This window comes from Exiguobacterium sp. 8A (assembly GCF_902506275.1).
In the GTDB taxonomy this organism is placed as follows: Bacteria; Bacillota; Bacilli; order Exiguobacteriales; family Exiguobacteriaceae; genus Exiguobacterium; species Exiguobacterium profundum.
The window spans coordinates 1,860,154-1,880,409 of the sequence record NZ_LR733630.1 but is presented as its reverse complement, the minus strand read 5'-3'; the positions used below and the strand labels follow the sequence as shown (position 1 = coordinate 1,880,409).

The window sequence follows — 20,256 nt, the reverse complement described above, 5'->3', positions numbered from 1 at the left end:
GGAGGATGTCAAATGGCGACTATCAAACAAGTAGCAAAACATGCGAACGTCTCAGTGGCGACCGTATCACGCGTTATGAATAAAAGCGGATATGTGAGCGAAGAGGCGAAAGAAGCGGTCGAAAAGGCGATTGCGGAACTGAATTACGCGCCGAACCGAGTTGCTCGTTCGCTCTATAAAAAATCGTCGAATTTGATTGGACTTATCATGCCAGATATCACGAACCCGTTCTTTCCACAGCTGGCTCGGGCGATTGAGGATGTCGCCAATCAACATGGGTATCAAGTCGTCTTATGTAACACGGATGAACAACTTGAAAAAGAACAGACGTATTTAGTCGCCTTGCAAACGATGCACGTCGATGGCCTGATTATTACAACAAATCATTCGCACAATCCGAATTATGAGACGTTGGATTTACCGATGGTCGCACTAGACCGAATCGTAAAAGCGGGGATCGACGCCGTTGTATCAGATGGATATGAGGGTGGAAAGTTGGCGGCCGACACGCTGTTACAACGTGGTGCGACACGACTGGCACACATTGCCGGACCGGATCATCTCAAAACGGTCAAACGCCGAACCGAAGGATTTGTCGAAGTAGCGGGAGAGAAGCTCGTCGGGATGACCGAGTCCACGTTCACGTTCAAAGACGCATTGAAAGCGTCCCAAGAGCTGTTCGACCATGCTTGGCCATTCGATGGCATTTTCGCAGCGAACGATGTGATTGCAGCCGCCGTATTACAGGAAGCAGTCCGTCGAGACATTCGTGTCCCAGAAGAGCTACAGGTCATCGGATATGACGGGATCGAATTAGGCGAGATGACGTCTCCGCCGCTGACGACCATCGTCCAGCCTATCTATGAGATGGGGCGAGTGGCGACAGAACGATTGCTCGATTTGATTGAGAAAAAAGACACGCGACCGAAAGAGATGTTATTACCGGTCACGTTACTTGAAAGACACACGACAAAGCGGAAGGAGAGATAAAGAATGAAACGCATTGTTGTCATTGGCAGTATATCGATGGATCTTGTCGTCACATCCGACAAACGGCCACAAGCCGGAGAAACGGTCATCGGTGAGTCGTTCCGCACCGTTCCAGGGGGAAAAGGTGCGAACCAAGCGGTCGCTGCCTCCAAATTAGGCGGCACTGTTCAGATGGTCGGTTGCGTGGGAAGTGATCCGTTCGGTCAACAGGTTGTTGAAAACTTCAAACGACACGATGTCGATGTCACGCATGTTCAGATCATACCGGAGGAAGTGACGGGTACGGCCCATATCGTATTAGCAGAAGGGGATAATTCGATTGTCGTCGTCCAATCGGCGAACAAACGAGTCGTTTTCACGGATGAGGAGCTCGAACATTTTCTCGACGAGCAGGCGTTCGTGCTCCTGCAACTCGAAATTCCAATCGAGACGGTAAAACAAGTGACCGCTTACTGTAAAGAGAAAGGGATTCCGGTGCTACTCAATCCGGCACCGTCTCAACCGCTTCCACCAGAAGTGATTGAGGACGTCACGTATTTAACGCCGAACGAACATGAATGCCGTGACTTATTCAACGGAATGTCCGTAGATGATGTTCTCAAACGTTATCCGAACAAGTTACTCGTCACGGAAGGCGTCCATGGCGTTCGATTCCATGACGGACGAGACGTCCGTCATGTGCCAGCCATCCGAGCAAACGTCGTCGACACAACAGGAGCAGGTGACACGTTCAACGGTGCACTCGCTGTCTCCCTCATCGAACAAGACGATTTGGAGACGGCCGTACGGTTTGCCGTAGTCGCATCCGGCATGAGTGTCGAAGGCTTCGGTGCACAAGGTGGTATGCCGACACGACAAGATGTACAACAACGATTGGAGCGCGTGTGATGAAAAAACAAGGAATTTTGAATAGTCATTTAGCAAAAATCTTTGCCGACCTCGGGCATACGGATCGCGTCGTCATCGCCGATTGTGGGCTACCGATTCCAGACGGGGTCAAGCGGGTCGATCTTAGTCTCCGCATCGGGGAACCTTCCTTTCTTGAGGTGCTCGATGTCGTCGAATCGGATTTGGTCGTAGAGCGCATCACGATTGCTGAGGAAATCCTCACACACAACTCGACGATTGCGGATTCACTGAAAGAACGGTACACGAGCATCGACATGTGTTCGCATGAAGACTTCAAACGGGAGGTCGCAAAAGCGAAAGTGGTCATTCGAACTGGGGAAGCGACACCTTACGCCAACGTCATCTTACATGCCGGGGTCATTTTTTAAGGGGGGATTCGATGGATATTCAGTTGAAAGGCATCCATAAGTCGTTCGGGCCAGTCTCCGTCTTAAAAGGAGTCGATTTCGAACTGTTGCCTGGAGAGATTCATGCCCTTATGGGCGAGAACGGGGCCGGGAAGTCGACATTGATGAAGGTGATGACCGGTCTGCATGCACAGGATGAAGGCGAGATTCTCATCGACGGCGCGAAACGTCAATTCAAGCACCCAAAAGAAGCGGAGCAAGAAGGCATCGCCTTCATCCATCAGGAGCTCAACATCTTACCGGAGATGACGGTGACAGAAAATCTGTTTTTAGGTCGAGAACTGACGGGACCGTTCGGGATGGTCAAACAGCAGGAAATGACCAGACGTGCCCGAGAATACTTGGCTGAATTGAACGTGTTCATGGATGTCGATGAAGTGGCGCGCAATTTGTCGGTCGGTCAGCAACAGATGATTGAGATTGCCAAGGCGCTCATGACGGATGCGAAGGTCATCGTCATGGATGAACCGACGGCCGCCTTGACAGATCGTGAAATCCAGGCGCTCTTCGCCGTGTCACGTGCCTTACGAGATCAAGGCGTGTCCATCATCTATATCTCACACCGCATGGAAGAGATTTTTGACTTATGCGACCGAATCACGGTACTTCGGGATGGACAATCCATTTCGACTCGCATGATTCGGGATACTTCATTTGAGGAAACGGTGCGCGATATGGTCGGTCGCGAGATTGGAGAACGCTATCCGACACGTACCGCTACACCTGGGGACGTCGTGCTCGAAGTGGATGATTTAATAGGTAACCGGTTCCACAACGTATCGTTTAACGTTCGTGCCGGAGAAATCGTTGGGTTTTCTGGATTGATGGGAGCGGGGCGTACCGAGGTGATGCGTGCGCTATTCGGAGCAGACACCCACAAAGGGGGAGTCATTAAACTGAATGGGAAACCGATTCGAATCAAGAGCCCAGCCGACGCCATCAAGCACGGTATCGCGTTTTTGACAGAGGACCGAAAAGGAGAGGGCTTACTCCTCGATTTCTCGCTAAGAGAAAACCTGTCGCTCCCGACACTTGATAAACGAGCAAAAGGATCGGTCATCTCGAAGCAACAGGAGGAGACGTTCGCCGAGACATACTTACAAAAATTGCGGGTCAAACATCATTCGATGGAACAAAAAGTGAAGTCGCTGTCTGGTGGGAATCAACAGAAGGTTGTGCTCGGTAAATGGTTAGGTGTCGAACCGGACGTCTTGATTTTGGATGAACCAACCCGAGGCGTCGACGTCGGTGCTAAGAAAGAGATTTACAATATCATGAGCGATCTCGCGGAATCAGGTGTCGCCATCATCATGGTCTCTTCTGATTTACCGGAAGTGCTTGGGATGAGTGATCGGATCGTTGTCATGCGGGAAGGTGTCGTAACCGGAACGCTCACGAAAGAAGAGGCGACACAAGAAAAAGTAATGACGTATGCGACAGGAGGGCAATGATATGGAATTGAAAGCAACAACTTCGCTGAAGCGCCCGGGTCGACTCGGATGGGGACAAAAATTAGGACCGCTGTTCGGTCTACTCGTCATCGTCGTCGTCGTGACGGCGCTCGAACCAGGATTTTTATCATTAAATAATATCTTTAACGTACTCCGCCAAGTGTCGATCAATGCCTTGATTGCCTTCGGGATGACGTTTGTCATCTTGACAGGGGGCATCGATTTATCGGTCGGTTCGATTTTGGCGCTCGCTTCTGCACTGGTGGCAGGCATGATGGTGGACGGTCAACATGCGGTTATGGCCGTTGCACTCGGCTTGATTGCAGGTGCCGTTCTCGGAGCATTCAACGGGGCGGTCATCACGTACGGAAAAGTGGCACCGTTCATCGCGACATTGGCTACGATGACCATTTATCGGGGATTGACGCTCGTCTATACGGACGGAAGACCGATTACAGGTCTCGGGAATTCCGGTTGGTTTGAGATGCTCGGACGTGGTTATTTCTGGATCATTCCGGTGCCGGCATTGACGATGCTACTCGCATTCGGTGTCCTTTACTTCATCTTGAAGAAGACGACATTTGGTCGTCATACGTATGCGATTGGTGGGAATGAAGAAGCGGCTAAATTGATGGGGATTGGCGTCAATAAAGTCAAAATCATGATTTATTCGCTATCCGGTATGCTTGCGGCACTCGCTGGCATCATCTTGACGTCACGTCTCAATTCCGCACAACCTACAGCAGGAACATCGTATGAACTCGATGCCATCGCAGCGGTCGTTCTCGGGGGAACGAGTCTTGCGGGTGGTCGCGGCTGGATTGTCGGGACGTTGATTGGGGCGTTGATCATCGGAACATTAAATAACGGATTGAACCTTCTTGGCGTATCATCATTCTTCCAACTCGTCGTAAAAGGTGCAGTTATATTGTTTGCAGTATTGCTTGATCGTCGACAAAACGCGTAACACGCGAAAGGGGAAAACGGAACATGAAAAAATGGACAGCTTGGCTACTCGCACTGACAATGGTACTGATGGCAGCTTGCTCGACTGAACAACCGGGGTCATCGTCTGAAACGGAAACGAAAGATGGCGATTATGAAATCGGCTTATCGATCTCAACATTGAATAACCCGTTCTTCGTCGCACTGAAAGAAGGCGCAGAAGAACAGGCGAACGAAATGGATGCGACGTTGACGGTAGCGGATGCGCAAAACGACGCGGCGAAGCAAGTGAATGACGTCGAAGATATGATTCAAAAGGGGATGGATTTGATTCTCATCAACCCGACAGATTCAGAAGCAGTCGGCGCGGCGGTACAAGCAGCGAACGATGCAGGCATTCCCGTCATTACGGTAGACCGTAACGCTGAAACAGGGGACGTCGTAGCCCACGTGGCATCAGATAACGTCGCAGGTGGACAGTTGGCGGGTGACTACATGGTCGAACTCGTAGGCGAAGGGCAAAAAGTCGTCGAGCTCGAGGGGATTCCAGGAGCGTCTGCGACACGTGACCGCGGACAAGGATTCAACGAAGCGATCGATGGGAAATTGGAAGTCGTGGCAAAACAATCGGCAAACTTTGACCGTGCAGAAGGATTGACGGTCATGGAGAACATCTTACAGGACAATAAAGACATCGTCGCTGTATTCGCACATAACGATGAGATGGCACTCGGTGCTGTTCAAGCGCTCGAAGCGGCAGGTATGAGTGATGTCAAAGTCATTGGATTCGATGCGACAGATGATGCGGTCAAAGCAGTCGAAGGTGGGACGATGGCAGCTACGGTTGCGCAAAAGCCCGCTGAGATTGGTAAATTAGGTGTAGAAGCTGCAATCAATCATTTGAAAGGTGAAACAGTAGAGGAAAACATTCCGGTCGAACTCGAATTAATCAAATAAGTAAGAAGAAACCTCACGATGCCTTGATTTCGGGTAGAGCTCGTGAGGTCATTTTTATTTATATGGGGAAATGAGAAATTGTGTATCGTTGTTCATATATTTTAAAGAGTACTGCACTTCTATTAAAATGACGGTTTCGCTTGCTTTTAACATATGTGCTTTTCCGCGTTGAATTGAGATGGCATTGGTCGGTCTTACCTCAAATGATTCTCCATCAATCGTCACGATTGCTGTGCCTTGGAGAATCGTCCAAATTGTATCGGTCTCTTCATGATAATGGTAACTGAGTTCTTTCCCTGCTTGAACGAGCATACGTCGTGTCACACTGTGATGCCCATCGGCGAGTGTCTCATGATGGATGACTTCCGACTGTCCCCATCGCTTCCATTTGAATTTTGGATAGTCATCGGATGAGGCGAGATAATCTTTCAGCTGCGGGGTCGCCTCTTTCTTCGAGACGAGAATTCCATCCGCGTTAACGGCGACGACAAGGTCTTCTAGCCCAATCCCAATCAAAGGAAGGTTCAATTCATTGATCACATGCGTGTTCATCGATTCGAACAGTTCGACTTGACCGTGAGTTGTGGACGTCATTTCTTCAGTCAATGTGTTCCATGTTCCTAAGTCTTTCCAATCGCCATCGTAGCGGTGAACGAATACCGACTCTGCATGTTCGACAACGGCATAGTCAAACGAAGTCTTTTCTAATTCGTCATAGCGTGAAGTGAGGTCTGAATAAGTTGTCGGTAAGTTTCGTTCTGCTAGTTCATCAAGTAACAGATGTAACTTGCAAGCAAAGATTCCACAGTTCCAAAGCGCACCTTGTCCAATCAACTGTTCTGCTACATCGACGGTCGGTTTTTCCTGGAATAGGCGAACCGAGGACATTTGGGCCGTCTCGTCTGGAACGATATATCCGTATTTTGATGTCGGATGAAGGGGTGTGACCCCAATTAGATGCAAAGCATCATCGCTCGCTTGGACTGCTTCATCGACTTGAGGGAAATATTCAAAGAAGCGGAGGTCGACGTAAGCATCGACCGGCATCACAAGTACCGTTTCATCCAGAGGCACATGTTGCTCGTTTAAATAGCTTGCCCCGAGAACGATAGCGGGAAATGTATCACGACGAGTTGGTTCGGAAATGATATTAGTATCTGTACCAACTTGATGAATGACACAATCTTTTTGCTGAACATTTGTGATAATGAAAGCGTTAGTGTCTAAATCTTGTGTTTTTAGTTGATTATAAACTCTTTCAAGCATTGATTGTTTCGTTCCACCTCTGCTAGGCAATAAACGAATGAATTGTTTGGCATTCGAATTGTTCGAAAGTGGCCATAGTCTTTTTCCATCACCGCCAGATAATAATAGAATCTTCATCGAATGTCCTCTCTTCAAATAGAGTTTCTCATCTATTTCGCCAAACGTCGGACTATCCCTGTCTAATCAAAAAAGAGACAGCCGATTCCGGCTATCTCTTTACAATATAGGGCGAAGCAATGCGCGAACGGGACTTCCATCCCCTTCGACGATTGGGAGAGGGACGGCATTCAAATCGTAATCTCCCGGTAAGATATTGTCTAAAACGAGTCCTTCTAGGATATGCACACCATTTCGTGCTAACGCGTGATGGCCGCTCATCTCTTTACTGTCAATCGCATCAACGGACGGTAAGTCGAGTCCGATCAAGAAGATTCCGAGTTCTCCGAGACGATCGGCAAGAGCGGGTGTCAGTTCAGGAATCGTCTCTGGGAAGACGCTCTTATCGGGCCAACCATCCGTTTTTAAGATGAGGCGTTCCACCCCAGTCAAATCGTGACCATCCAAATCAGATGCTTCAATCTTTGCCTTATGCGGTAGATGAATCACACGGGCTGGTCCGATATATACGGACGGATCGAGGTCGATCACGCGCTTCCCATGGTCGTCAAAATGAAACGGTGCATCGATGTGGGTCCCGAGATGTAAACTCAATGTCATCTTCCCGACATTGACCGAACCACTCTCTGCCATCGGCCACGCGATTTCATACGAAAATTTTGTATCTCCCGGCCATGTCGCAACATCGGCATGAAGTGGCTGTGATACATCAATCCAAGTCATTGCATTCAGCTCCTCTTATAGTGATGTCCGGACCGTCCACAGTTCTGGGAAGAAGCGATGGTCGAGCACGCGACGTAAATAGTTCACGCCAGACGAACCACCTGTCCCCATCTTCTGTCCGATAATGCGTTCCACGGTGCTCATATGGTTAAAGCGCCACATCTGTTGCTGGCTACCGATATCGAGTAGCTTTTCACCGAGCTCATATAAGTCCCAATACGTGTCGACGTCTCGATAGACCTCGACCCACGCTTTTTCAACACTCTCGTTCCATTCCCAGTCCTGAGTGACATCACGTTCGAGTACACTCGCATCAATCGGAAGACCGCGGCGATGCATTTCGCGGACGGTCACATCGTAAATACTAGGAGCTTGTAGCGAGCCTTTGAGCAATGGATACAGTTTTTTATCGTGCGCGTAAACACTGAGCGTCCGTGCGTTTTTGAAGCCGAGCGCGAATTCGATTTGTCGGTTCTGGTAAGATTGAAAACCAGATGAAGAGCCGAGTTGATCTCGGAACTCTAAATACTCGGCCGGCGTCAACGTCGCGAGAACGCCCCATGACTGGATGAGTTGTTGCTGAATCTTCGAGACGCGGGCGAGCATCTTGAACGAACGTTCGAGTTCGCCGTTCGTGATGGCCGTCGTGGCTGCTGTCAATTCATGCAAAATGAGTTTCATCCACAACTCGCTCGTCTGGTGGATGATGATGAACAGCATCTCATCATGATGGTCAGAAAGGCGATGTTGACTTGATAAAATCGGGTCGAGCTGGAGATAGTCCCCGTACGACATGTCTTTTGAGAAATCCGTTTGAATCGATTTTTCTACTTTATGTTCTGTGCGTTCACTCATGACAGTTCCCCCTTATGCGACCACTTCGCGGACGTTCGCGAACGCCTCATATTCTTTGTCGTCCATGATTTTCTTCAACGCCACGATCACGTCATATACGTCGGTAAACGTATTATATAGTGCGACCGGTGCGAGACGGATGATATTCGGTGCGCGGAAGTCAGGGATGATGTGATGTTTCTTCAACGCTTTACAGATGCGTGCCGCTTCGGGATGCTCGAGGCTCAAATGAGCGCCGCGCTGTCGTGTGTCCGTCGGGCTACCGATGAAGAATCCGTGAGGTGCGAGCATCTCTTCGATCAAATCCATCATATACGTCGTGAGCGCGAGTGATTTTTGACGAATCGCTTCCATCCCGACTTCGTTGAACATCTCAAGCGCGCCAAGTTGAGGAGCAAGACTCATAACGTGTGGTGTTCCGATTTGGAACGCACCGGCATGTTCGGCCGGTGTCATCGTATGGTCCATATCGAACTGTTTATCTTTGCGCGAACCGAACCAACCGGCGAGTCCAGGTGTCGTGCCGAAGTGACGTTCATGAACGAATAAGCCCCCGACCGTTCCCGGACCCCCGTTCAAATGTTTATAGTTGCACCAGTATGCGAAGTCGACACCCCAGTCGTGGAAGTCATGAGGGATGGCGCCGACGGAGTGACAGGCATCGAAGCCGATCAAAATTCCACGCTCGTGTGCCGCTTTCGTTAGACGAGGCATATCTAAAATCTGACCACTCCGATAGAGGACGGTCGGTAATACGATGAGGGCGATTTCGTCAGTCATCGCGGCAATCAAGTCGTCTTCTACTAAGAAGCGCCCATCTGGACTGTCGACTTGGACAAGGTGCTCTGATGGGTTGAGTCCACGAAGTTCGAGCTGACTCTTCAAGGCGTAAATGTCAGACGGGAACGTGAGGGCGTCTGCCAAAATCTTCGTTCGTTTGCCTTCTGGTTTGAAAAACGAAGCGACAAGTTGATGCAAGTTCACGGTCGTCGAACCGGTGACCATCACTTCTTCCGACTTTCCACCGATGAGCGGCGCGTTCAATGCAGCCAGCTCTTCGGACAAGTTGAACCAAGGATGGCGACCGGACATCCAACCATCGATCCCGAGCTCTCTCCAGTCCGCGAGCGATTCAAGGAGCGTACGCTCGGCTCGTTTCGATAAGAGCCCGAGTGAATTCCCATCCATATAAATTCCGTCTTCCGGTAAGTAAAATTCTTCCCGATATGATGCGAGCGGGTCTTGTTTGTCTAGTTGTTGTGCGTAAGCACGTGTGAAATCGTTCATCTCCCCATATTCCCCCTTTAAAGCTTATACGTTGTCAAAATCGTAGCAATCGGACATAAGGAAGTCAACAAACAACGAGATGTCGGCGAGTCAAACTAAAAAACGCTCAAGGATCTTCCCGAGCGTTTAAAAATACAGCTTATTTTATTTTTCGTACGTTCTCTTGTCGGAGTAACTTAAATAATGTGAACACCATCAGCAGAAGAATAATCGTGAAGGGCAAGGCGGAAATCAACGACGCAGTTTGAAGTCCTTCTAAGCCACTCGCAATCAACAAGACGGCAGCGATTCCTCCTAACAGAACTCCCCAAGCGATTCGAACGGGGAGGGGCGGATTCAAGCTACCGTTCGTCGTCATACTACTGATGATGTAGGTGGCAGAATCGGCCGACGTGATCAAGAACGTCAAAATCAAGAGAATCGACAAGACGGAGAGGAGAAAACTGAACGGGAGCTCGGCAAACGTCACGAACAATGCGCTCGTCACGTCCGCATTGACGGCTTCAGCGATGGAAGTCCCTTCGAATAAATCTAGATGTAGGGCAGTGCCCCCGAATACGGCAATCCAAAGGAGCGCAATGAACGGAGGAACGATGAGGACACCGACGATGAATTCACGAATGGTACGTCCTCGTGAGACACGTGCGACGAACGCTCCGACAAATGGGGACCAGGCGATGGCCCATGCCCAATAAAAGATTGTCCAATCCCGGACCCACGTCCCCTGTTGATACGGTTGTAGACGAAGACTATAGCGAATGAAATTTTGTAAGTAGTCACCTAGACCGAGCGTCAAGGTTTCTAAAATGAAAATGGTAGGACCGGCAAAGAAGACGAAGACCATCAACACGAGTGCGGTACCTAAGTTGATGTTACTCAACCACTTGATGCCACGATCGAGCCCTGTCGTCGTCGATGTTAAAAAGAGAGCGGTCAAGACGACGATGATGGCGACTTGCATCCAAGCGGTGTTCGGGAGCCCGAACACACTGTTCAGTCCGCCATTGATTTGAAGAACACCTAAACCAAGCGACGTCGCGACACCCATGACGGTGGCAATGACCGCTAAAATATCAATCGTCTGGTTCAACGGTTGTTTGTACGGTCGTTCTTTTATAAGTGGTGAGAGGCTAGTCGAGATGAGTCCATCCGCATTACGACGGAACTGGAAGTAGGCGATGATCAGTCCGACAATCGCAAAGACAGACCATTGACTGACACCCCAATGGAAGAACGAATAGGCCATCGCGAGGCGTGCCCCTTCGACTGTCAATGCCTCCGTATCCGCATAAGGTGGCGTAAAGAAATGGCTCATCGGCTCGGCAACACCCCAAAAGACGAGTCCGACACCGAATCCGGCGGAAAATAACATGCCGATCCAAGTAAAGAACGGATATTGAGGGCGATCGTCATCCTTCCCGAGACGGATTTTTCCGTATTTACTGAACGCTAAAAAGACTAAAAAGAGCACAAACAAGAATACGGAAAGTAAATAGAACCAACCGAACGAGCGAGTCGTAAAGTTAAAAATAGATCCTGCGATTGAAGCGAATGTCGTTGGTGCAATCGCTCCAAATAGAACGAGTAAGGCAATCAAACTTGCTGAGATGTAAAAGACGCGATTCAAACGTGGCTTTTGTGTAGAATCTTTCATAGATGTCTCCTTTCAAAAAATATTATGCAGCACTATTGAACTACCCCCACCTACGCTTCGCTTAGAAGTGGAGGATTCCTGAGTTATCCTCTCTAACGAGAGAAACGTGATCAGGCTAGCCCCGTCGTCCCGACGGTTGAAGAAGCCAACAGGCGCTCGGCTTCTTGTCTGAGGTTCAGTCCTGCGTTCACATCACGGTCGTGGTGGACCCCGCAGTTCGGGCATGTCCATTCACGTAAGCCGAGATGCTTCACGTCTTTGTGTTGATGGCCGCAACTCGAACACAATTGGCTCGAGGCGAAGGTCTTCCCGACCTTCACGACGGTCTTCCCGTACCAGTCGGCCTTATACTCGAGCATCCGATGGAACGCCGACCAGCTGACCTCGGAGATCGACTTGCTCAACTTGCGGTTCTTCTGCATGTCCTTCACCTGCAGGGTCTCGATGCCGATGACGTCGTGTTTTTTGACGATCTCGGTCGACACCTTGTGCAGGAAGTCGGTGCGCTTGTTGGCGATCCTCTCATGGATGCGGGCGACCTTCCGCTTCTGCTTCTGATAGTTCTTCGCCTCGGAAAGTCTTACCCTCTTGTTCAGGGCGATTCGCTTACGACGGGACAACTTGCGTTGCTCCCGCGCCAGCTTTTTCTCGAGTGTACGGAAATAACGGTCGTTTTGGTATACGGTTTCGTTTGATAGGATGGCGAAGTTCTTCAGCCCGACGTCGACGCCGACCGATGAACCGGTCTTCGGTAGCTCACCGATCTCCTGTTCTGCAAGCAGGAAGACGAAATATTTGCCCGAAGCAGTGCGTCGGATCGTGGCGCTCAGGATGCGACCCTCGACCTGTCTCGAGTTGGCGAACCGCACCCATTTCAGCTTGGGGAGTTTGAGTGTGTTCCCGACGATCGAGACCTCGGGAAGCTGGGACCTGCCTTGGATGTTTGTCTTATAGGATTGCACAGGGTTTCGCTTCGACTTGAATCGGGGTCGCTCGTTCTGCTTCTTGAAAAAACGATCAAACGCATCGGCCAGGTGTCGGACGCTCGCTTGGACCGACGTGCTATCGACCTCCTTCAGCCACTCGAACTCTTGCTTGAGTATGGGAAGTTCTTTCGAGCAGGCATCATACGACAATCCCTTGCCGGTCGTTTCATAGGCCGCGTCCCATTTCGACAGGAAATGGTTGAAGACGAAACGCGAACAGCCGATCGTCTTGGCGATTAGGACCTCCTGTTCCTTCGTCGGATAGATCCGGAACTTGTAAGCCTTGTGCTTCACCATGATGTTCACCCCCTTGAAGGAATCATACCCGAAAGACAGGCTGGCGATTCATCTCCCACTTTCACGCAAGCCCTGTCCTTGACGTATAGAAGTGGGCGTATTCTCGCCTAATTTTAATAAACGATTCCCTAATCTTTACGTTGCAAACAGGAGGCGCGTTTTATCGTGTTTTGTATAATTGAATCGGGAAAAGAACCAAAGAGGAGGGAACGATATGAAATTGATTGCGATTGATTTAGACGGGACGCTGTTATCGCGCACAGGCGTGATAACAGAGGCAAACCAGGAGGCGATTCGTCGTCGGCAAGATAATGGTGATATCGTTGCGATTTGTTCAGGACGTTCGATTCATGATATCGAGGAGCTGTTGAAGCGAAGTGACCTCATCTGTCCGATTTTGTCAGGTAACGGAGCAATCGGGTTCTATGAGAACGAGCGAATTTACTATCATGCGATGGATCAGACAATCGTAAATGAACTGTGGGAAATCGCTGATGCGGACGATGCGTACGTTGAATTTTATACGAATGCGGGAGTGAAGGTTCTCCGTTCAGGAAGCGATTTACTGAAGCGGGAACTCGATGAGGTGTTACCACACGATCAATCGTTCACTCGCGAGTGGGCGGAACGTGAGATTGAAATTCAAAATGAGCAATTCGGTCTGACGTATATGGATTCGATGGCAGACATCAACTTTGCACGAGATGAAGTGTACAAAGTATTTGTTTATTCGTTCGATCGCCGTAAGCTACATCGCTTGCGTAAAATCTATGAACCGCGGAACGATATTTTGATTACGACAGCAGGGTGGACGAAAATTGAGATTGGGCATCCTCAAGCAAGTAAAGGCGCAGCCTTGAAACAGCTAGCTGAGCATGAACAGATTCCGATGCGTGACGTCGTCGCCATCGGAGATAATCTGAATGATGTGTCGATGTTCGAAGTGGCAGAAACTAGGATTGCGATGGGGAATGCTGTGGATCCGTTAAAAGATTTGAGTACACACATTACAAAGGATGTAGAAGAGGACGGGGTCGCTTATGCGCTGACGCATTATGTATGAATTGGATTATGGAGAAATCGTGAACGAGGATTGAATCTCACTTAAAACGGATATTGTATACATGTAACCATTCACTTTCTGAAATGAGTCGGGGAACGGGGAGGCACTTTCGTCACCTGTAGCTTATGGATGAAAGGGATGGGAAAAGTCCATATGAACGTGAATCGTGTATTCCAAACGATGATACGTCGGCCTCTGCTTGCCATCGGAGCAAGCATACCAGACAGACTGTTTGTATACGGAATTCCACATGATCCGCGTCAGAAGTGGACATCATAGGTGCCAAGTCCTCTCGTGCCCATTCGATCAAAATGTCTATGAGTCACCTATTCGATTTCATGTTTTCGAATGAAAAACAATTGGTGAACCAATGGACGATGAACGGATTGGAATGATGCGTCACGTTGGCTTGGACATCTCTAGTCGAACCAAATCATGGATGGGACGGTCAATCGAGCAAGGGCTTGGTTGGATGAAAGTCCGGGGACTAGAGAATCAAGAAAAGCGCCGAGTGAGGGCGCTTTTCTTGTGGTATCCTATTGAGTGAATGCAACCGATGGAGGGATCATATGCCAAAGCTATATTGGTTCGGAACGTTCCTTAGTGGAGTGATTCTTTTGACAACGGGAACGATGGAAGGTCTTTACCGCATACTCCCAATTGGGTTGATGGCTATCGCGGTCATCGGCTATTTCATACAGATTCGATTCGAGCAAAAGAAGCGGCGCCCTTGATTGGGTGCCGCTTCTCTATATTAGGTTATAAAGATTCGAGCAAACGTGTCATCACGTCATCGATTTCTTCCTGCAACGCATCAACTTGTCGTTGTAGCACTATCAATTCATCAAGGTCATCCAATTCATTCATCCGTTGGAGCAGCGCCTGATATTCTGTCTCTAATTGGGTTAGGTGAGCTTCCTCATCAACCGTAGATGGAGCGACTTTCGTCTGCTTCAGCGATTTTGATGGTTTGACGCGCTCCGTTACAGGTTCATCTTTCGATGCCTGTCCACGCTTGTCGAGAGCATAGGCGACATTACCTTCGAAACGCGTCATCGTCCCGTCGAGCCAATACGTGATGAGGAACAGCTTATTTAAGAAGTAGCGGTCATGAGAAACCGTAACGACCGTTCCAGGGAAACGTTCGAGCGCATCTTCAAGTGCCTCTCTCGATTCGATATCCAAATGGTTCGTCGGCTCGTCTAGAACGAGGACATTGATTTCTTCATGGACGAGGATGGCAAGCATGAGTCGCATCTTCTCCCCGCCGCTCAAATTTGAGACAGGCTTAAACACACTCGCGCCGTAAAATAGAAACTGAGCGAGAAGGTGCCTCGCTTTGCCTTCATCGACTGCGATCCGGTCCCGAAACGCCTCGATTAAGCGATGTGACTCATCGAACGTGATGTGTTGCGACAGATATCCAATTCTGGCTTGATCGGCTCGTCGGACGGTCCCAGCTTGAGGGATAACTTCACCGAGTAACATTTTCAAAAGCGAAGATTTTCCACTCCCGTTCGGTCCGACGATGGCGACGCGTTCCCCGTGACCTGTATAGAAGTGCACGTTTTCAAATAGAGGACGATCATACGTGAGTGTCACGTCACTCACTTCGAAGACGTCACGCCCGGTTCGCCCGTTCGTCGTGAACTGGATATTCGGTTGCTCGGCTTCGAGTTGTGGTCGTTTGATTCGTTCAATTCGTTCGAGAGCCTTTTCCATCGATTTGGCGCGACGATAGAACTTTTCATTCGGTGGATTGCCCTCGTTGGCCCATTGCCGCAACTGTCGAATCGTTTCTTTCATTTTTTTGATTTTCTTCTGTTGCTCCGTGTAAGCATGAAACTGGTCAAGCAACTGTTTTTCTTTTTGGGCAACGAAGTCCGTATAATTCCCAGGATAACTCGTCAATTCTCCATCCTCACACTCGACGATTCGCGTGGCGACCGCATCTAAAAAGACCCGGTCATGGGAGACGATGAGGAGCGCTGAAGCATAATCCTGTAAATAGGATTCGAGCCATGTCATCGCTTCTAAATCTAGATGGTTCGTCGGTTCATCTAAAATGAGTAGCTCTGGTTCCTGAAGAAGCGCCAAGGCGAGACCGATTTTTGTACGCTCGCCACCGCTTAGCGTATCAAACGGTTGGTCCACGAATGAGGTCAATTTGAGTCCATCAATCATTGCGCTGATTTTTGACTCGTAGACATATCCACCCGCATGTTCGAATTGTTCTTGGATAGCACCGTATGATTCGAGAAGACGTTCTAGTTGTTTGGACGTCGCCATTTCTTGCTCGAGATGAGCCATCTTTTCGCTTAGACGAATCACTTCCTCAAAAGCAGTGTAGAGGACGTCGCGGCCACTGTGTCCGGGGTAGTCAGGAAGCTGCACCAAATAGCCGATAGAGAGTCGTTGCCGGCGGTAAATTGTACCGGCGTCATGCTCTTCAGAGCCGACAAGGATGCGCAATAGCGTCGTTTTGCCACTGCCGTTTCGACCAACGAGCCCGACTCGTTCATTTTCGTTCATGAATAAATTGGCATCTGTGAGAACAGCGTGCCCACCGTATTGTTTTTGAATGTGTTGAAGATCGATCAACATAATAGGTTCCTCCTAAGGTTAGGGCCTATCAAAAAAACCGAGCGCAAAGAAGCGCTCGGTTTAGAAAGAGAGAGGCGCTTTGTCGTATATTCAGCAATGTCTAAAAAAGGACAGACGGGTCCCTTGATTAAGCGACATCGTGAAAAATCGCACGCAAAATGTACAAATGTTCAGTTGTCCAATGCGTACGTCCGACAAATTTCACCTTTCTCCCTCCTTTCATTCAATCTATATCTTGATTGTAAGCGTTTTTCATCTACCTGACAATGAAAATAGAGGGAATCGAAGCGAAGGCGTCGTATATAGTCGCCATTGAGGAGGCGAGAAAATGAGGAAAGAATGGCTAGGAGCACTCAGTTTGACCCTTGCGGCGAGTATATGGGGAGGAATGTATGTGGTCAGTAAATATGCACTCGCATATATTGAACCGTTCACGTTCGTCTGGTTACGATACGCTGTTGCATTTATGGTCTTATTCGTCGTTTGGTTTCGGTTTGGACGAGAATCGATTCGAAGGGCAGATTGGAAATGGATCGGACTTGTCGGTGTCATCGGATACGTTGCCTCGATTTCGTTTCAATTTATCGGAACGAAGCTATCGGATGCACATACCGGGTCCCTTGTGACCGCAGCGACGCCAGCTTTCATGGTGTTATTTGCCCGAATCCTATTGAAGGAACGACTGACTCCTGTCAAGATTGGAGCACTTGGATTGGCAACGGTCGGTGTTCTCATCGTGGTTGGTTGGGAAGGGGAAGGGACGTATCGAGTAGGCAGTTTCATACTTGTTCTAGCTGCCGTGACGTGGGCGCTCATGTCGATTTATGTAAAAATCGGCACACAGACGTTGTCGACCTTGACGCTCACGACATTTGCGATTGGAGTCGCCTGGTTATTGATGACGCCTTTGATGAGTATAGAGGTCATGCAAGCAGGTTGGCCAAAGTTAAATGGCGTCCTTTGGCTTAGTGTTCTCTATATCGGTGTCGTATCGACGGCAGGAGCGTTTTTCTTCTGGAACAAAGGACTCGAGTTAATGGATGCGAGTGTCGGGTCACTCTTTTTCTTCTTTCAACCCTTGGTTGGCGGGACGCTCGGGTGGCTCGTTTTGAACGAAACGCTCCATCTTAACTTCTTTATCGGTGCCGGTTGTATCATGACGGCTGTGACGTGGTCGACGCTCGCGGAACGAAGAGAACAACTGCCGATTTCAAATCGTCATCTGTAATGGCAAAGCGGTCGCCCTCATTTTGGAGGGTGACCGCTTTTGATTAAAATCCATGATGGTCGAGTTTGTCTTGTTCGCGCTTCATCTCGAGTTCAAGCCGTTGGATCGCGAGTTTCTCTTCTTCGATCTTCAATCGTCGTTCTTCGACACGTGCTTCTCTCGTTTTGATAATCGTATTGGCACCGACTGACGAGACGACAATCACCATAACCATGATGTAGAAAAAGAAATCCATATATAGCCCTCCTTCACTTGATTAGATTTGTGACAAGTCGTTGTGTCTCAAGGGCAACACGACCGTCTGTTGAAATCGCTGTATCATCGATGAGTGCGGAAATGAAGTGGTCAATCACGCCCTGGAAACCACGTTGCGTGAGTGTCGTGTCCCACGACCCGAACGTTTCGACCTCATGCCGACCTTGCTTGAAACGATGTAGCGTGACCATCTCTTCGACAGACAATCGTTCGCCATCCCGTACGATCGAGACGTGCTCATGGTTCACTCCTGCTGAACGGTGCATCGATGTCGTGTGCATTCCGTGCTCATCTTGCCACACGTGGCGGGCGAATCGAAGCTCATGCTTGTCATTGACTTCGACGTGACCCGAGACGAGTGTTAGCTTATTACCAGCGAGGAAACGTAGCGTATCAATGACATGTAAGTAATCATCGAGTAAGGTGAAGGTCGCATCCTTAGGGCCGACGTCATTCTCGCGATGTTTTACCACATCAATCATGTGAGCAGAGGACTCGTTTTGTAGACGCATATACATCGGAGCGAAACGTCGATTGAACCCGACCATCAATTTACGCCCAAGACGTTCGGCTTGAATGACGAGCTGCTCCGCTTCCTCGATTGTTGCGGCGAGGGGCTTATCAACATAAACATCGACGCCGTGTTCTAATAAATACGATACGATGTCATAATGAGTTTCCGTTGAACTATGTACGAACGCTGCATCGATGGATGAGGCGAGTTCATTCAACGTGTCGAAAGAGATCATTCGATACGTTTGGCAAATCATGTCTCGCTTAGATGTGTTCGGGGAAAAGGCACCGACTACCTCGATTCGGGGATGAATCGAAAGGATGGGTAAATACGCTTTTTGAGCGATATTTCCAAGTCCGACAATACCGATTTTTGGTTTTTGCATCCCATTCACTCCTTTGGTTCATCATAACAAAAAACCGGACAGCGGATGTGTCCGGTTCAGGAATTAAAGACTAGCACTTAAGACGATTTCACCTTGTGGCGTTTCATTGCCACGATTCGGTTCTTTTGTGACGGCGACGGTATCCCAGTCGACGTCGACTTCATCTGAGTCGAGCGTGTAGATAACCGTCCCGTTCCCTTTGTCATCGGTGACAAAAGCGCCGGTCGGAATCGGGGCACCATCTTTTAATAGCCATACTTGATATACCTCATTGGCATCGAGTGAGGCTAGACCATTCGTTTGGACGATCAGTTGTGTCGCACCGTCCTGCTCTGCAAGGTAAGCGGTCCCTTCCGATTCGCCGTCGAGTGGAATCGTTTCGGTTAACGCGATGGCAGGGGCATCAGGCTGATTGGTAAGCAAATATCCATTCCCGATCAAGGAGAGGAGGAGTGCCGCTGCTAAAGCGACCGTTCCCCAGACCGGTACGTTCCGTTTCTTCTTCTGTTTGAACGGTGTCACCGGTGGAACTGATGCAGAAGTGTCGGTTGTTATGACGGGTTCATTGTCTTCTTCTTCGAATACACGATCGAGGACACGCGCTTTCATGCCTCGGGGTGGCTCAGTCGGAGTAGACAAGAACGCGACGCCACCGACAAGAGCTTCAAGTTGTTCGAGCTCTTCTTGACAGTCTTTACACGTTGCCAGATGTTGTTCAAATTTCATTCGTTCTTCTTCCGTTAAATGTTGGTTGAAGTAGTCAATCAATTGGTCGCATGCGTTCATTGTTCTACCTCCTTTCCGATGAATTCATGGGATAACTGTTTCCTCAGTTGCCTTAGCGCCAGTCGAATCCTTCCTTTTACCGTTCCGAGCGGGATGCCGCATGCATCAGCAATTTTTTGCTGGCTCAATCCTTGAAAATACATGAGTCGAACGACCTGCTGTTGTTCGGCTGGTAATGTGGCCATGGCTGTCTCGATTTGGGCGCGCTCTTCTTGCCACTCGACTTCTTTCTCGACGGACGGTGAGTCGGAAGGGATGGCCTCAGCGTAAGATTCATCTAATTGTAAATCCGGTTTACGCTTCCGAATTAAATCAATGGCCACATGACGGCTCATTGTGAAGAGCCAAGAACGAAATTTTCCTTTTGACTCATCGTAAACGCCTCCGCCACGCCAAAGCTTGATGAATACTTCTTGCATGGCTTCTTCGGCCAAATCACGATCTTTTGTCAGTTGTAGGACAAATGCGTATAAAATGCGTTCGTATCGATCATACAATATTTCGAGCGCTTCTTTGTCCTTTTGCCTGACACGCTCATATAACTCTAAGTCAGTCATAACATACTCCTTTGCGCAGA

General features: G+C 49.2%; 20 protein-coding genes. 9 read left to right on the top strand and 11 right to left on the bottom strand.

All coding sequences use genetic code 11. From position 1 onward, the window contains the following. Window positions 1-12 precede the first annotated feature (12 nt). From GVY42_RS09620 to rbsB, 6 genes are read left to right on the top strand one after another with little or no spacing between them, the layout of a single operon-like run. Window positions 13-990, top strand: coding sequence for a LacI family DNA-binding transcriptional regulator (locus GVY42_RS09620; RefSeq protein ID WP_159563088.1), 978 nt, complete (start codon window positions 13-15; stop codon window positions 988-990). 3 nt (window positions 991-993) lie between these two features. Continuing rightward, a complete protein-coding gene (gene rbsK / locus GVY42_RS09615) occupies window positions 994-1,878 on the top strand; it encodes a ribokinase (RefSeq protein WP_159563087.1) in 885 nt (294 codons plus the stop codon). Beyond that, window positions 1,878-2,267 (top strand): D-ribose pyranase, encoded by a 390-nt coding sequence (gene rbsD, locus GVY42_RS09610; RefSeq protein ID WP_012727563.1) that lies wholly within the window; start codon window positions 1,878-1,880, stop codon window positions 2,265-2,267. The genes rbsK and rbsD overlap by 1 nt, the downstream gene beginning before the upstream one ends. 11 nt (window positions 2,268-2,278) lie before the next feature. Then, window positions 2,279-3,757, top strand: a complete 1,479-nt coding sequence (locus tag GVY42_RS09605) for a sugar ABC transporter ATP-binding protein (protein ID WP_159563086.1) — start codon at window positions 2,279-2,281, stop codon at window positions 3,755-3,757. A 1-nt stretch (window position 3,758) separates the two neighbouring features. Next, entirely contained in the window at window positions 3,759-4,724 is a 966-nt protein-coding gene (gene rbsC / locus GVY42_RS09600) for an ABC transporter permease subunit (RefSeq protein ID WP_159563085.1), read from the top strand. Between the two features lie 23 nt (window positions 4,725-4,747). Next, window positions 4,748-5,659: a ribose ABC transporter substrate-binding protein RbsB gene (gene rbsB, locus GVY42_RS09595; protein ID WP_031421977.1), complete on the top strand. Its 912-nt coding sequence runs from the start codon at window positions 4,748-4,750 to the stop codon at window positions 5,657-5,659. Between the two features lie 54 nt (window positions 5,660-5,713). On the opposite strand, the gene GVY42_RS09590 is transcribed toward rbsB, so the two are convergent. From GVY42_RS09590 to tnpB, 6 genes are all read right to left on the bottom strand, one after another. Beyond that, entirely contained in the window at window positions 5,714-7,042 is a 1,329-nt protein-coding gene (locus GVY42_RS09590) for a sugar phosphate nucleotidyltransferase (RefSeq protein ID WP_159563084.1), read from the bottom strand. A 99-nt stretch (window positions 7,043-7,141) separates the two neighbouring features. Further along, a complete protein-coding gene (kynB, locus tag GVY42_RS09585) occupies window positions 7,142-7,765 on the bottom strand; it encodes an arylformamidase (RefSeq protein WP_159563083.1) in 624 nt (207 codons plus the stop codon). Window positions 7,766-7,780: 15 nt separating this feature from the next. Further along, entirely contained in the window at window positions 7,781-8,620 is an 840-nt protein-coding gene (gene kynA / locus GVY42_RS09580) for a tryptophan 2,3-dioxygenase (RefSeq protein WP_159563082.1), read from the bottom strand. A gap of 12 nt (window positions 8,621-8,632) precedes the next feature. Beyond that, window positions 8,633-9,907 carry a kynureninase gene (gene kynU, locus GVY42_RS09575; RefSeq protein ID WP_159563081.1) on the bottom strand — a complete coding sequence of 425 codons (1,275 nt, stop codon included), beginning with the start codon at window positions 9,905-9,907 and terminating at the stop codon, window positions 8,633-8,635. 139 nt (window positions 9,908-10,046) lie between these two features. Beyond that, window positions 10,047-11,561 carry a BCCT family transporter gene (locus tag GVY42_RS09570; protein WP_159563080.1) on the bottom strand — a complete coding sequence of 505 codons (1,515 nt, stop codon included), beginning with the start codon at window positions 11,559-11,561 and terminating at the stop codon, window positions 10,047-10,049. Between the two features lie 110 nt (window positions 11,562-11,671). Continuing rightward, window positions 11,672-12,844, bottom strand: a complete 1,173-nt coding sequence (tnpB, locus tag GVY42_RS09565; protein WP_159563079.1) for an IS200/IS605 family element RNA-guided endonuclease TnpB — start codon at window positions 12,842-12,844, stop codon at window positions 11,672-11,674. 214 nt (window positions 12,845-13,058) lie between these two features. Here tnpB and GVY42_RS09560 point away from each other — a divergent pair, with 214 nt between their 5' ends. Further along, the gene (locus GVY42_RS09560) at window positions 13,059-13,907 is read left to right on the top strand and encodes a Cof-type HAD-IIB family hydrolase (RefSeq protein WP_159563078.1); all 849 of its coding nucleotides are present in this window, start codon (window positions 13,059-13,061) and stop codon (window positions 13,905-13,907) included. Window positions 13,908-14,476: 569 nt separating this feature from the next. After that, window positions 14,477-14,641: a hypothetical protein gene (locus GVY42_RS16495; protein WP_167365511.1), complete on the top strand. Its 165-nt coding sequence runs from the start codon at window positions 14,477-14,479 to the stop codon at window positions 14,639-14,641. A gap of 25 nt (window positions 14,642-14,666) precedes the next feature. Here the strand turns inward: GVY42_RS16495 and abc-f are convergent, their stop codons facing one another. Then, window positions 14,667-16,511: a ribosomal protection-like ABC-F family protein gene (abc-f, locus tag GVY42_RS09555; protein WP_159563077.1), complete on the bottom strand. Its 1,845-nt coding sequence runs from the start codon at window positions 16,509-16,511 to the stop codon at window positions 14,667-14,669. A gap of 328 nt (window positions 16,512-16,839) precedes the next feature. Here abc-f and GVY42_RS09550 point away from each other — a divergent pair, with 328 nt between their 5' ends. Further along, entirely contained in the window at window positions 16,840-17,739 is a 900-nt protein-coding gene (locus GVY42_RS09550) for a DMT family transporter (protein ID WP_074035478.1), read from the top strand. A gap of 43 nt (window positions 17,740-17,782) precedes the next feature. On the opposite strand, the gene GVY42_RS09545 is transcribed toward GVY42_RS09550, so the two are convergent. From GVY42_RS09545 to GVY42_RS09530, 4 genes are all read right to left on the bottom strand, one after another. After that, on the bottom strand, window positions 17,783-17,974 hold the full coding sequence (locus GVY42_RS09545) for a hypothetical protein (protein WP_074035480.1): 192 nt from the start codon (window positions 17,972-17,974) through the stop codon (window positions 17,783-17,785). 13 nt (window positions 17,975-17,987) lie between these two features. Continuing rightward, window positions 17,988-18,893 carry a Gfo/Idh/MocA family protein gene (locus GVY42_RS09540; protein ID WP_159563076.1) on the bottom strand — a complete coding sequence of 302 codons (906 nt, stop codon included), beginning with the start codon at window positions 18,891-18,893 and terminating at the stop codon, window positions 17,988-17,990. 63 nt (window positions 18,894-18,956) lie between these two features. Continuing rightward, entirely contained in the window at window positions 18,957-19,679 is a 723-nt protein-coding gene (locus GVY42_RS09535; RefSeq protein ID WP_031422001.1) for an anti-sigma factor, read from the bottom strand. Continuing rightward, complete coding sequence (locus GVY42_RS09530) at window positions 19,676-20,236, bottom strand: RNA polymerase sigma factor (protein WP_012727540.1); 561 nt, start codon at window positions 20,234-20,236, stop codon at window positions 19,676-19,678. Before GVY42_RS09530 ends, GVY42_RS09535 begins: the two co-directional genes overlap by 4 nt. Window positions 20,237-20,256 lie beyond the last annotated feature (20 nt).

What these genes read in the sequence shown, in the direction of transcription:
- abc-f (WP_159563077.1), bottom strand. Translation starts at nt 16,511, where the DNA reads ATGTTGATCGATCTTCAACACATTCAAAAACAATACGGTGGGCACGCT.
- rbsD (WP_012727563.1), top strand. Translation starts at nt 1,878, where the DNA reads ATGAAAAAACAAGGAATTTTGAATAGTCATTTAGCAAAAATCTTTGCC.
- rbsK (WP_159563087.1), top strand. Translation starts at nt 994, where the DNA reads ATGAAACGCATTGTTGTCATTGGCAGTATATCGATGGATCTTGTCGTC.
- kynU (WP_159563081.1), bottom strand. Translation starts at nt 9,907, where the DNA reads ATGAACGATTTCACACGTGCTTACGCACAACAACTAGACAAACAAGAC.
- GVY42_RS09620 (WP_159563088.1), top strand. Translation starts at nt 13, where the DNA reads ATGGCGACTATCAAACAAGTAGCAAAACATGCGAACGTCTCAGTGGCG.
- tnpB (WP_159563079.1), bottom strand. Translation starts at nt 12,844, where the DNA reads ATGGTGAAGCACAAGGCTTACAAGTTCCGGATCTATCCGACGAAGGAA.
- rbsB (WP_031421977.1), top strand. Translation starts at nt 4,748, where the DNA reads ATGAAAAAATGGACAGCTTGGCTACTCGCACTGACAATGGTACTGATG.
- GVY42_RS09530 (WP_012727540.1), bottom strand. Translation starts at nt 20,236, where the DNA reads ATGACTGACTTAGAGTTATATGAGCGTGTCAGGCAAAAGGACAAAGAA.
- GVY42_RS09590 (WP_159563084.1), bottom strand. Translation starts at nt 7,042, where the DNA reads ATGAAGATTCTATTATTATCTGGCGGTGATGGAAAAAGACTATGGCCA.
- GVY42_RS09570 (WP_159563080.1), bottom strand. Translation starts at nt 11,561, where the DNA reads ATGAAAGATTCTACACAAAAGCCACGTTTGAATCGCGTCTTTTACATC.
- GVY42_RS09540 (WP_159563076.1), bottom strand. Translation starts at nt 18,893, where the DNA reads ATGCAAAAACCAAAAATCGGTATTGTCGGACTTGGAAATATCGCTCAA.
- kynB (WP_159563083.1), bottom strand. Translation starts at nt 7,765, where the DNA reads ATGACTTGGATTGATGTATCACAGCCACTTCATGCCGATGTTGCGACA.
- GVY42_RS09560 (WP_159563078.1), top strand. Translation starts at nt 13,059, where the DNA reads ATGAAATTGATTGCGATTGATTTAGACGGGACGCTGTTATCGCGCACA.
- GVY42_RS09545 (WP_074035480.1), bottom strand. Translation starts at nt 17,974, where the DNA reads ATGGATTTCTTTTTCTACATCATGGTTATGGTGATTGTCGTCTCGTCA.
- GVY42_RS09535 (WP_031422001.1), bottom strand. Translation starts at nt 19,679, where the DNA reads ATGAACGCATGCGACCAATTGATTGACTACTTCAACCAACATTTAACG.
- GVY42_RS16495 (WP_167365511.1), top strand. Translation starts at nt 14,477, where the DNA reads ATGCCAAAGCTATATTGGTTCGGAACGTTCCTTAGTGGAGTGATTCTT.
- kynA (WP_159563082.1), bottom strand. Translation starts at nt 8,620, where the DNA reads ATGAGTGAACGCACAGAACATAAAGTAGAAAAATCGATTCAAACGGAT.
- rbsC (WP_159563085.1), top strand. Translation starts at nt 3,759, where the DNA reads ATGGAATTGAAAGCAACAACTTCGCTGAAGCGCCCGGGTCGACTCGGA.
- GVY42_RS09550 (WP_074035478.1), top strand. Translation starts at nt 16,840, where the DNA reads ATGAGGAAAGAATGGCTAGGAGCACTCAGTTTGACCCTTGCGGCGAGT.
- GVY42_RS09605 (WP_159563086.1), top strand. Translation starts at nt 2,279, where the DNA reads ATGGATATTCAGTTGAAAGGCATCCATAAGTCGTTCGGGCCAGTCTCC.